The sequence below is a fragment of the Streptomyces corynorhini genome (genome assembly GCF_003346515.1).
In the GTDB taxonomy this organism is placed as follows: Bacteria; Actinomycetota; Actinomycetes; order Streptomycetales; family Streptomycetaceae; genus Streptomyces; species Streptomyces corynorhini.
On record NZ_QQNA01000023.1, the window covers coordinates 37,065 to 49,206 of the forward strand.

At 74.6% G+C, this 12,142-nt stretch carries 10 protein-coding genes; 7 read left to right on the forward strand and 3 right to left on the reverse strand.

Translation table 11 applies throughout. The annotated features are described in order from the left end of the window. Positions 1-70: 70 nt before the first annotated feature. The 7 genes from DVH02_RS04240 to DVH02_RS04270 all read left to right on the forward strand — a co-directional run bounded on the left by DVH02_RS04240 (position 71) and on the right by DVH02_RS04270 (position 9,450). Positions 71-2,509: an ATP-binding SpoIIE family protein phosphatase gene (locus tag DVH02_RS04240; protein ID WP_114622310.1), complete on the forward strand. Its 2,439-nt coding sequence runs from the start codon at positions 71-73 to the stop codon at positions 2,507-2,509. Between the two features lie 92 nt (positions 2,510-2,601). After that, entirely contained in the window at positions 2,602-3,321 is a 720-nt protein-coding gene (locus tag DVH02_RS04245) for a class I SAM-dependent methyltransferase (protein WP_114622311.1), read from the forward strand. A gap of 255 nt (positions 3,322-3,576) precedes the next feature. Next, positions 3,577-4,410 (forward strand): M55 family metallopeptidase, encoded by an 834-nt coding sequence (locus tag DVH02_RS04250; protein ID WP_114622322.1) that lies wholly within the window; start codon positions 3,577-3,579, stop codon positions 4,408-4,410. A 1-nt stretch (position 4,411) separates the two neighbouring features. Continuing rightward, the gene (locus DVH02_RS04255) at positions 4,412-5,752 is read left to right on the forward strand and encodes a M20/M25/M40 family metallo-hydrolase (RefSeq protein WP_114622312.1); all 1,341 of its coding nucleotides are present in this window, start codon (positions 4,412-4,414) and stop codon (positions 5,750-5,752) included. An 8-nt stretch (positions 5,753-5,760) separates the two neighbouring features. Further along, positions 5,761-7,803, forward strand: a complete 2,043-nt coding sequence (locus DVH02_RS04260) for a S9 family peptidase (RefSeq protein ID WP_233518030.1) — start codon at positions 5,761-5,763, stop codon at positions 7,801-7,803. Further along, positions 7,800-8,768, forward strand: coding sequence for a S66 peptidase family protein (locus tag DVH02_RS04265; RefSeq protein ID WP_233518031.1), 969 nt, complete (start codon positions 7,800-7,802; stop codon positions 8,766-8,768). Before DVH02_RS04260 ends, DVH02_RS04265 begins: the two co-directional genes overlap by 4 nt. Before the next feature lie 31 nt (positions 8,769-8,799). Beyond that, positions 8,800-9,450, forward strand: coding sequence for a GNAT family N-acetyltransferase (locus DVH02_RS04270; RefSeq protein ID WP_114622315.1), 651 nt, complete (start codon positions 8,800-8,802; stop codon positions 9,448-9,450). Between the two features lie 25 nt (positions 9,451-9,475). Here DVH02_RS04270 and DVH02_RS04275 read toward each other — a convergent pair whose 3' ends face one another. From DVH02_RS04275 to DVH02_RS04285, 3 genes are all read right to left on the reverse strand, one after another. Further along, positions 9,476-9,835 (reverse strand): VOC family protein, encoded by a 360-nt coding sequence (locus DVH02_RS04275; protein WP_114622316.1) that lies wholly within the window; start codon positions 9,833-9,835, stop codon positions 9,476-9,478. 84 nt (positions 9,836-9,919) lie between these two features. Next, complete coding sequence (locus tag DVH02_RS04280; protein ID WP_114622317.1) at positions 9,920-10,735, reverse strand: class I SAM-dependent methyltransferase; 816 nt, start codon at positions 10,733-10,735, stop codon at positions 9,920-9,922. A gap of 121 nt (positions 10,736-10,856) precedes the next feature. Further along, the coding region (locus tag DVH02_RS04285; protein ID WP_114622323.1) for a bifunctional phosphatase PAP2/diacylglycerol kinase family protein at positions 10,857-12,142 on the reverse strand (1,286 nt) is incomplete at its 5' end.

The window sequence follows — 12,142 nt, forward strand, 5'->3', positions numbered from 1 at the left end:
CGCCCGCGGAGGGCCGTACCGTGGAGGGTGGAGCCGCGGATTCTGGCAGCAGGGAAGGAGCCTCCCACCCATGGACAGTGGCATTCCGCCGGGGCCGCCGCAGCGGCTCGCCCCGGCCGGAAGGATTCCGCTCGCCGTGGTCGTCGTGGACGGGGACGGCCTCGTGTCGCACTGGTCGTCCGGCGCGCGACGGCTGTTCGGACCCGCGCGGGAGCAGGCCGTCGGCCGGCCCGCCGCCGATCTGATGCCGGTCGCGGGCGCGCTGGCCGACGAGGAGCCGGGCGTGGCCCACGGCGGATACGACCCCGGCGACGAACTGGGCCCCGGGCTGCACGCCCGCGGCTCCTACCCGACCGCGGGCCGCGCGAAGGTCTCCGACCCGGGGCGTGGGCGCACCGATGTGCTCTGGTGGGCCTATCCGCTGATCGGCCCCGGCCCCGGCCGCCACCTCGTCCTGGCGGCGGACGGCGGCCAGTTCTCGGCCGGTGAGGACGGCAGGCCGGGCCCGCACCTGCGGATCACCCCGGGCTTCGCCCTGCACACCGAGTTCCCGGACGCGGACACGCTGGCCGGGCGGCTGCCCGACATCCTGCCGAACATGGGCCCCGCCGAGTCCACCCGTATCGTCACGCAGGTGCTCGACATGGGCTACCCGGTCATGGAGTTCAGCCGGCACGACCGGGTGCCCCTCACCCCCGACTGGGGCGTGCCGCGCCACTCGCCCGAGCGGTACGGCACCGAGGACGTCCCGCCCGCCGCCGGGCGGCTCCCGCGCCGGGCGGCGCCCAGGCCCCAACTCGACCTCGAATACGCCGCCGTGCGCGAGCGGCTGGAGTTCCTGAACGAGGTCAGCGGCCGGATCGGCTCCTCGCTCGATCTGGCGAGCACCATCCGCGAGGTGACCAGCGCCGCCGTGCCGCGCTTCAGCGACTTCGCCGGCACCCATCTGCGCGCCGCCGTCCTGGCCGGTGAGGGGTTCCCGGACGGCGTGCCGGACGTGACCACCGTCTGGCACCGGGTCTGGGTGGAACACAACGACGAGCCGGGGCGCTGGGACGACACGGTGCCGGTCGGCGAGGCCATCGCCTTCCCCGAACACACCCCGTTCTTCCAGTGCATGGTCACCGGCGAGCCCGTGCTGATCCCGCACATCAGCGAGGAGGACGGCAACCGGATCTCCGGACAGTTCGAGAAGCGCGACCTGCGCCCGCTCATCAACCACCGCTCGATGCTGCTCGTACCGCTGAAGGCGCGTGACGTGGTGCTCGGCTTCATGGTGCTGATGCGCAGGGCCGGGCGCGAGCCGTTCGACGACATGGACCGCACGACCGGCGCCGAACTCGCCGCCCGCGCCGGGCTCGTGCTCGACAACGCCCGCATGTACACGTACCAGGAGAACGTCGCCGAGACCCTCCAGGACAGCATGCTGCCCCAGGTCGCGCCGCGCATGGCGGGCTGCGACATCGCCACCCGCTATCTGCCGGGCGCCCTGCTCGGCCGGATCGGCGGCGACTGGTTCGACGCGGTCAAACTCCCCGGCTCGCGCACCGCCCTCGTCGTCGGGGACGTCATGGGTCACGGCCTCAACTCGGCCGCGATGATGGGCCAGTTGCGGACCGCCGTACAGACCATGGCGACCATGGAGATGCCACCGGCCCAACTGCTGCGCAACCTCGACGACCTGGCCCAACGGCTCGGCGAGCAGTACCTCGCGACCTGTCTCTACGCGGTCTACGACCCGATCAGATCCGAGATCCAGCTCGCCAACGCCGGACACATCCCGCCCGTGCTCGTCCGCGCCGAGGACGGCGGCGCCGAGGTCCTCGACATCCCCACGGGCGCTCCGATCGGCGTCGGTCAAGTCGCCTTCGAGACCGCGGCCTTCGCGGTCCGCCCCGGCGACCGGCTGGTGCTGTGCACCGACGGCCTGGTCGAGGTGCGCGGCGCCGACATCGGCGAAGGGCTCGCCGCGCTGTGCGCCTCCGCCGCCCACCCCGCCGCCTCGATGGACAGCGCCTGCGACACCATCATCCGCGCCCTGAACACCCGCGAGGGCCGCAAGGACGACGTGGCGCTGCTGATGGCCAGGCTCAACGGGATCGAGGACGAGGACGTCGCCGAGTACGAACTGGCCCTGGATCCACGGGAGGTCGGCCGGGCGCGCCGCCTGGTGCGCGACAGGCTGCTGGCGTGGGGGCTGCCCGGCGCGGTGGACGCGGCCCAGCTCATGGTCAGCGAGCTGGTCACCAACGCGGTGAACCACGCGCGCTCGCAGCGGGTCGGGCTGCGCCTGGTCCGTACGGACGCCCTGCTGTGCGAGGTGCGCGACGACGAACCGGCCCCGGCAGCGCTGCTCGACGCGGGCCCGGACGACGAGTTCGGCCGCGGGCTGCGGGTGGTGAGCAGCCTCGCGCGCGAGTGGGGCACCAGCACGTCGGCACGTGGCAAGACCGTCTGGTTCGAGCAGGCGCTCGGTGTGAAGACGGGGGTCCGTGCGAACGGACGGTGAAGAAGAGCGCCGCACTCTTGCCCTTCCCGGTGGCGCGGACGTAGTCCGGTCTGCGCAGCTCGCGACAGGCGAGCCCGAGTTGGGGAGCCCGTATGGACGTAACGCCGCGCTACCGCGAGTCGTGGGAAGGCTACTGGCGCGAGACCTCCGACGCCCCGGGCGAGGCGATCTGGGACGCCGACCCGGTCTTCTCCGCCGCGCCCCACAGCGAACTGCTGCTGCCGCACGCGGACGCCTCGCTGCCGGTGGTCGACCTCGGCTGCGGCAGCGGCACCCAGACCCGGTATCTCGCCACCCGCTTCGCCGGGGCCATCGGGGTGGACCTCTCGCGGGCGGCGGTCGACCACGCGCGCCGCGCCGACCCGGCGGGCGTGGCCCGGTACGAGCAGCTCGACCTGGTCGACCAGGCCGCGGTACGGGCGCTGAGCGAGCGGATCGGTGACGTGAACGTCTACATGCGGGCGGTCATCCACCAGAGCGAGCCCCAGGACCGGCCCGCCGTGGCGGGCGCGGTCGCCACCCTGCTCGGCGCGCGCGGCCGGGCCTTCGTCACGGAGCTGACCAGCGGCTCCAAGGACGTCCTGCGGCGGGCGGCGGAGGGTCCCGGCGGCCCGCCGGAGAAGCTGCGGCGGGTCTTCGCGCACGGTCTGCGGCCGGCCGACGCCGAGGACGACGAGATGCCGGAGCTGCTGGGCGCGGCGGGGCTGACCGTCCTGGCCTCCGGGCAGGCGCCGCTGCCCCAGACGGAGTATCTGGCGGACGGTACCCGGATCGAACTGCCGGCGAGCTGGTACGTCCTCGCGAAGCGGTGAGCCGCTCCGCCGCGGTGTGACGCCGGGACGGTAGCGGCGGTCGCCTCCCGTACCGCCGTCTCCCGTACCGCCGTCTCCCGTGCCGCCGTCTCCCGTGCCGCCGCCTCCCGCCGCGCCGACGGCCGCCGACCCGCCCCGCCACCCACCTCGGTGCGGGGCGGGTCGGAGTGATCTACTGGGGCGCCGGTGAAACCGAAGGCAACGTTCGACACCGGCGGCCCCGTCGGCCGCCCGAACCGGGAGGATGGCGCCACCATGAAGATTCTGATCAGCGCCGACATGGAAGGCGCCACGGGGGTGACCTGGCCGGCCGACGTGCTGCCGGGCACCCCGCAGTGGGAACGCTGCCGCGCTCTGTTCACCTCCGACGTCAACGCCGCCGTCCTCGGCTTCCTGGACGGCGGCGCGGACGAGGTGCTCATCAACGAGGCGCACTGGACCATGCGCAATCTGCTGCTGGAGCGGCTCGACGAGCGCGCGCGGATGCTCACCGGCCGCCACAAGTCGCTCTCCATGGTGGAGGGCGTACAGCACGGCGACGTCGACGGCATCGCGTTCGTCGGCTACCACACCGGCGCGGGCACGGAGGGCGTCCTCGCCCACACCTACCTCGCCAACTCCCTGACCGGTGTCTGGCTCAACGGCGTACGGGCCAGCGAGGGGCTGCTGAACGCGCAGGTGGCCGCAGAGTACGGGGTGCCCGTCATCCTGGTCACGGGTGACGACCTGACCTGCGAGGACGCCACCGGATACGCGCCGCGGGCGCACAAGGTCGCGGTGAAGGACCATGTGTCGCGGTACGCGGCGGTGTGCCGCACCCCGGCCCGTACCGCCGCCGACATCCGCGCCGCGGCGAAGCTCGCGACGGCGCTCGCGCACCGGCACGCACCGGTCGGCGGCGGGCCGTTCACGGTGGAGATGGAGTTCGACGCGGCCCATCTGTCCGACGCCGCCACCGTGGTCCCGGGCGTCGAACCCAGCGGCGAGCGCCGGGCCGCCTATACGAACGGAACGATGTACGAGGCCATCAGGACCTTCAAGGCGGTCACCACGATCGTCTCGGCCTCGGTGGAGGAGCAGTATGGCTGACATGACGCACGACGACACGGCGGGCGCGCTCGACGCGACGGCGCTGGAGGAGGTGGTCACCTTCACCTCCGAACTCATCCGGATCGACACCACCAACCGGGGCGGCGGCGACTGCCGCGAGCGGCCCGCCGCGGAGTACGTGGCCGAGCGGCTCGCCGACGCCGGGATCGAGCCGGTTTTGCTGGAGCGCACCCCGGGCCGCGCCAACGTGGTGGCCAGGATCGAGGGCACCGACCCGTCCGCCGACGCGCTGCTGGTCCACGGCCATCTGGACGTGGTGCCCGCCGAGGCCGCCGACTGGAGCGTGCACCCCTTCTCCGGAGAGATCAGGGACGGGGTGGTGTGGGGGCGCGGCGCCGTCGACATGAAGAACATGGACGCGATGGTCCTGTCCGCCGTCCGCGCCTGGTCCAGGAGCGGCGTCCGGCCGCGCCGGGACATCGTGATCGCCTACACGGCCGACGAGGAGGCCAGCGCCGAGGACGGCTCCGGCTTCCTCGCCGACCAGCACCCCGAGCTGTTCGAGGGGTGTACGGAGGGCATCAGCGAGTCCGGCGCCTTCACCTTCCACGCGGGCCCCGGCATGGCCCTCTACCCGATCGGCGCGGGCGAGCGCGGCACCGGCTGGCTCAAGCTCACCGCGCACGGCCGGGCCGGTCACGGCTCCAAGGTCAACCGCGCCAACGCGGTCAGCCGGCTCGCCGCCGCCGTCGCCAGGATCGGCGACCACCCCTGGCCGGTCCGGCTGACCCCGACCGTACGGGCCGCCCTGGCGGAACTCGCCGTGCTCTACGGCATCGACACCGACGTGTACGCGGCGGACTTCGAGCCGGACGACCTGCTCGGCAAGCTCGGCCCGGCCGCCGCGCTGGTCGAGGCGACGATGAGGAACAGCGCCAACCCGACCGTCCTGGAGGCCGGTTACAAGGTCAACGTGATTCCCGGACAGGCCACGGCCTATGTGGACGGCCGGATGGTGCCGGGCGGCGAGCTGGAGTTCCGCACCACCATGGACCAGCTCACCGGCCCCGACGTCGACTGGGAGTTCCACCACCGCGAGGTCGCGCTCCAGGCGCCGGTCGACTCGCCCACCTTCGCCAAGCTGCGCGCCGCCGTCGAGCGCTTCGACCCGGACGGCCACGTCGTGCCGTACTGCATGTCGGGCGGCACCGACGCCAAGCAGTTCTCCCGTCTCGGCATCACCGGCTACGGGTTCTCCCCGCTCAAACTGCCCCCGGACTTCGACTACCAGGCGCTGTTCCACGGCGTGGACGAGCGGGTACCCGTCTCCGCGCTGCACTTCGGCGTCCGGGTCCTCGACCACTATCTGAAGACCGCTTAGGAGCGTACGTGGACAGAGTGGGAAGCGCGCGGGAGCGTACGGAACGGGACGCGGCGCGCGTCGAGCCGTACGGGAGCTGGCCGTCCCCCGTCGACGCGGCTCTGGCCGCCTCGCGCGACGGCCGGCCCGAGTACGTGGGCGTGGTCGGCGACGAGGTGTGGTGGACCGAGCCGCGCCCGGCCGAGGCGGGCCGCCGCGCGCTGGTGCGCCGCCGGGCCGACGGCCGCGCGGAGCCGGTCCTGCCGGCCCCCTGGAACGTCCGCAGCCGGGTCGTCGAGTACGGCGGGACGCCGTGGGCCGGTGCCGCGCGCGCCGACGGCGGCCCGCTCGTCGTCTTCGTCCACTTCCCCGACCAGCGGCTCTACGCGTACGAGCCGGACGGCGCGGCGGAGCCCCGGCCGCTCACCCCGGTCTCGGCGACCGGCGGCGGGCTGCGCTGGGCCGACCCGCGCGTCCTGCTCGACCGGGGCGAACTCTGGTGCGTACTGGAGGAGTTCACCGGCGAGGGCCCCACCGACGTACGGCGGGTGATCGCGGCCGTACCGCTGGACGGCTCGGCAGCCGAGGACCGTACGGCCGTACGGGAACTCTCCGACGACAGCCACCGCTTCGTCACCGGGCCCCGGCTCTCCCCGGACGGGCGCCACGCGGCATGGCTCGCCTGGGACCACCCGCGGATGCCCTGGGACGGCACGGAGGTCATGCTGGGCGAGGTCGCGGGCAGCGGCCCCTTCCGGCGGGTACGGCCGGTCGCCGGAGGCATCGAGGAGTCGGTCGCCCAGGTCGACTGGGCCCCCGACGGCGCACTCCTGTTCGTCTCCGACAGCGGCGGCTGGTGGGAGCTGCACCGCGCCCGGACGGCCGACGGCGGGCCTGACCTCGTCGAGCGCACCGTCCTGTGCCCCGGCCGCGGCGAGGAGTTCGGCGGGCCGCTCTGGAAGATCGGCCTCCAGTGGTTCCAGCCGCTGGCGGACGGGCTGGTCGCCGTCGTCCACGGCAGCGGCACGACGGCCCTCGGCGTCCTCGACCCGGCCACCGGCGACCTGGTGGACGCGGCGGGACCCTGGACCGAGTGGGCCCCGACCCTCGCCGTGCGGGGCGAGCGGGTGATCGGCGTCGCCGCGGGACCGCACAGCGGCTACGAGGTCGTGGAGCTGGACACCGGCTCGGGACACGCCCGGGTGATCGGCGCGGCACACCACGACGCCGTGGACCCCGCTTACTACCCCGAGCCGGCTCTCCGTACCTTCACCGGGCCCGGCGGCCGGGAGATCCACGCCCAGATCTATCCGCCGCGCCACCCCGGACGCACCGCGCCCGAGGGGGAGCGGCCGCCCTACGTGGTGTGGGCGCACGGCGGCCCCACCGGGCACGCCCCGCTCGTGCTCGACCTGGAGATCGCCTACTTCACCTCGCGGGGCATCGGCGTCGCCGAGGTCAACTACGGCGGCTCCGCCGGTTACGGGCGGGAGTACCGCAACCGGCTGCGCGGGCAGTGGGGCGTCGTCGACGTCGAGGACTGCGCGGCCGTCGCCGGGGCGCTGGCGGCGGAGGGCACCGCCGACCCCGCCCGGCTCGCCGTGCGCGGCGGCAGCGCGGGCGGCTGGACGGCGGCGGCGTCGCTGACCGCCACCGACGTCTACGCCTGCGGCACCATCATCTACCCGATCCTGGACCTGCTGGGCTGGGCCACCGACGAGACCCACGACTTCGAGTCCCAGTACCTGGAATCGCTCGTCGGACCGCTCGCCGAGGTCCCGGAGCGCTACCACGAGCGCTCGCCGCTGCACCACGTGGACCGGATCACCACGCCGTTCCTGCTGCTCCAGGGCCTCGACGACGTGATCTGCCCGCCCGCGCAGTGCGAGCGCTTCCTCGGCGCGGTGGCCGGACGCGGGATCCCGCACGCGTACCACGCCTTCGAGGGCGAGGGGCACGGCTTCCGCAGGGCCGACACCATGGTCCGCGCCCTGGAGGCCGAACTGTCCCTGTACGCACAGACGTTCGGCATCGACCGTGACGACGTGCCGCGGCTGGAGCTGAAGCGGTGAGCGCTCCTCGGGGCGTGGTTCCGCTGACCCGGCCCGCGCGGCTGCGCCCCGGGGCGAGGGTCGCCGTCGTGGCGCCCAGCGGACCCGTCCCCGAGGAGCGCCTCGAACCCGGTCTCGACATCCTGCGCGGCTGGGGCCTCGACCCGGTCGTGGCCCCCCATGTCCGGGGCCGCCACCCCCGGTTCGGCTACCTCGCGGGCACGGACGGGGACCGCGCCCGCGACCTCCAGGACGCCTGGTGCGATCCGTCGGTGAGCGCGGTGCTGTGCGCCAGGGGCGGGTACGGGGCCCAGCGCATGGTGGACCTGCTGGACTGGACCGCGATGCGCGCGGCGGGCCCCAAGGTGTTCGTCGGCTACAGCGACATCACCGCGCTGCACGAGGCGTTCGCCGTACGGCTGGGACTGGCCACGCTGCACGGCCCCATGACCGCCACCCTCGCCTTCCTCGACGACGCCAGGACCCGGGAGTCGCTGCGCGCCACGCTCTTCGCGCCCGAGTCGGTCCGCACCCTCGCGCCGGACACCGCGCGCGTCCTGGTGCCCGGCCGGGCGGCGGGCGTCACGCTCGGCGGCTGCGTCAGCCTGCTCGCCGCGGAGCTGGGCACGCCGGGGGCGCGGCCCTCGGCGGCGGGCGGGCTGCTGCTGATCGAGGACATCGGGGAGGAGCCCTACCGGCTCGACCGGATCCTCACCCAACTGCTGCGCTCCGGCTGGCTCGACGGCGTCGCCGGGATCGCGCTCGGCTCCTGGGAGGGGTGCGGCCCGTACGAGGAGGTGCGCGCCGTCCTGCTGGACCGGCTCGGGACGCTGGGCGTGCCGGTCGTGGAGGAGCTGGGTTTCGGCCACGCGGACACGGCGCCGACCATGCCCCTCGGGCTGCCCGCGGTGCTGGAGGCGGCGCCGGGGGAGGGGCCGGGGGAAGGGCGCGCGACACTCACCCTGGACGTACCCGCGTTGGCCTGACGGTTCCGCCGACGAGGTCTACGCTGGTCCGATGTCCGACCGCGTAGCCCAGCTCCCGCCCCAGCCCCTGCCCGCGCCGCCGACGCCGCTCGGCGAGGGCTCCCGTACCTTCGTACGCGCTTTCCGCCAGGACGACGCCGAGGAGTTCACCGCCCGCGCCCGCGAGAGCGCGGACCTGCACGCCCCCTGGCTTCCGCTGCCGAGGGACCCGGAGGCGTACGCCGTCTACGCGGGCCGGCTCCTGGACGACCCCGCGCGGGCGGGCCATCTCGTCTGCGCCGCCGAAGACGGCGCGATCGCCGGGTTCGTCAACATCAACAACATCGTCCACGGCGCCTTCCGGTGCGGCGCCCTCGGCTACGGTGCGTTCGCGCACGCCGCCGGGCGCGGACTGATGCGGGAGGGGCTCGGCCTGGTCCTGCGCCACGCGTTCGGCCCGCTCGGGCTGCACCGGCTGGAGGCCAACATCCAGCCGGGCAACACCCGTTCGCTGACGTTCGTGCGGCGCGCCGGATTCCGGCGGGAGGGCTATTCGCCGGACTTCCTGTACATCGACGGGGCCTGGCGCGGCCACGAGCGCTGGGCGATCACGGCGGAGATGACGGCGGACGCGCGGGTGTCGGACGGGGCGCTGCCCGACGCGTGGCCCACGCCCCGTCCGCAGCGGCCGTCCGGCCGCTGAAGCGTGTCGACGACCGCGGCGGGCGTCAGCCGGCCTCGGCGCCCTTGCGGTCGACGTACTCGAAGATCGAGCCGTCGGGATGGACGGCGATCAGGTTGCGGCCCGCCGGGGTCGCCACCGGGCCCACGATCACCTGGGCGCCGGTCCCGGTGAGGACGGCCTTCGCCTCGTCGACGTCCTCGACGGCGATGGTGGCCATCACCTTGCGCAGGATGTCGATCTCCGCGGCCGGACCGCTCATCAGCAGGAAGCAGCCGACGGCGGCGACCGAGACCCCGCCGCGCTCGAAGCGGAGCGCGGCGCTGCTGGTGAGACGTTCGTAGAACGCCACCGAGGTCTCCAGGTCGTCGACGCAGACGCGCAGCGTGGTTCCCAGGATTTCCATGCCCCACAGGGTAGTTGGTCGAGCCCCCGGCGTGGGGCCCGGGAGCCCGGCCGCGCCCAGACGCCAGGCGCTCAGATGCCGCGCTCAGGCGCGGCAGAGGATCTCGCCGTGCGGGACCAGGAACCAGGCGTCCTCGGCCGCGCCCCACTCCCGCCACGCCCGCGCCAGCTCCGCGAGCCCCTCGGCCGTGGCGTGGCCGCCGCCCACGGCGACCCCCGCGTACCCCGACGCCGTCGTACGGTCCGCCCACAGCCCGCTCCACCAGGCGCGCTCCCCCGGGTCGGCGAAGCACCAGGCGCTCGCCGTCGCGGTGACGGCGCCGTCGGCGAAGCCCGCCTGCCGCGCCCACGAGACCAGCCGGCGTCCGGCGTCCGGTTCGCCGCCGTTGGCGCGGGCCACCCGCCGGTACAGCTCCTGCCAGTCCTCCAGCCCGGATACGGCGGGGAACCAGGCGAAGGCGCCGTAGTCCGCGTCGCGCACCGCGACCACCCCGCCGGGCCGGCACACCCGGCGCAGCTCGCGCAGCGCCCCCACCGGGTCACCGACGTGCTGCAGCACCTGATGGGCGTGGACGACGTCGAAGGAGTCGTCCGGGAAGTCCAGCGCGTGGACATCGGCGACCGCGAAGCGGACGTTGTCCGCCCCGGCCGAGGCCGCCGCCTCCCGCGCCTTGTCCAGTACGCCCGCTTCCGCGTCCACGGCCGTCACCGTCCCCGGGGCCACCAGCGCCGCCAGATCGGCGGTGATGGTCCCCGGTCCGCACCCCACGTCCAGCACGTCCTGGCCCGCGGCCAGTTCGGGCAGGAGGTACGCGGCCGAGTTGGCGGCCGTGCGCCAGCGGTGCGAACGCAGCACCGACTCGTGGTGCCCGTGGGTGTAGACAGCGGTCTCTCTCGGCATGGCCGGACTCCCTCTCCGCTCCTGAAGTGGTCCTGCCACGCTACGCCCGCATGTCGCATCATGAGACCCGTGTCTTGCCATGTGGTCAACGGGTGTTCTCCGTCCACCGCCGGGTCCCGGCCTACAGCAGCGCCTTCGGCCGGTAGACCCGCAGCGCCTCCGCCGCCTTGTCGAGGGTCAACTCGCTCGGCGCCTCGGCCACTTCGCCGTCGAAGGCCAGCGGGGTGCCCGGCGCGATGCCGGTGAGGCGCACCCGGCGCATCCGTTCGGCCGCGTGGAACGGCGAGCGGCTGAGCGGGCCCGCCAGGGCGGCGCCGAGCAGACGCAGGCCCGGCGTCCGGCCGCCGTGGACGATCCGTACGTCCAGCAGCCCGTCGGCCAGATCGCGGCGGTGGCCCGGCGTGGGGCCCATCTGCCCGTACATGCCGTTCCCGGCGAACATCAGCCACAGCGAGCGCCGCCGGCCCTCGAACTCGGCGTCCAGCTGATGCCGGCCGCGCAGCACCTTCAGCGCCGCCAGCACCCCGGCGGGCCAGCCGCCGATCCGCGGCGACCAGTGCTCGCGCACCCGGACCAGCTCCGGGTAGACGCCCAGGCTGAAGGTGTTGAGGAAGTGGCCGGGCGTACTCCCGTCCGGGCCGGGGGAGAAGCGCCCCAGGTCGACCCGGACGGCGTCCCCCTCGGTCACCGCCCTGACCGTGTCGTGGACGTGCTCTATGCCCAGGTCGTACGCGAAGTGGTTCAGCGTGCCGCCGGGGAAGACCGCCAGCGGCAGCCCGTGCCGCACGGCGACCACCGCGGCCCGGTTGACGGTGCCGTCGCCGCCGAGCACGCCCAGCGCGCGGCAGCGGTCCGCCGCCTTGTCCAGCTCGCTCCCGACGTCCCGCGGATCGCACTCCACGACCTCCGCCTCCGGCAGCGCGTCGTGCACCAGGCTCGCCGTGTCCGAGGACCCGGAGGCGCGGTTGACCACCACGACCAGCCCCCGGCCGCCGGGCAGCGCGGGCGCCTCGGCGTACGGGCGGCCCGGCGAGGGCAGCTGCGCGCGGGTGGGCACCAGCCCGCGCACCGCGTAGGCCGCGCCCACCCCGAGCGCCGCGCCCACCACCACGTCGCTCGGATAGTGCACGCCGGTGTAGACCCGGGAGAGCGCCACGGCGGCGGCCACGGGTGCCACCGCCGCGCCCCAGCCCTTCGACTCCAGCGCGACCCCGGTCGCGAAGGCGGCGGCCGAGGCCGCGTGCCCGGACGGGAAGGACGTGGTGAACGGCTGCCGCTTCAGGCGCCGGATGACCGGGACGACATCGAGCGCGGGCCGCCCCCGCCGCACCGCGTGCTTGCCCACCGTGTTGATGGCCGCCGAGGCGACCCCCAGCGACACGGCCCCCCGCAGCGCCGCCCGCCGTG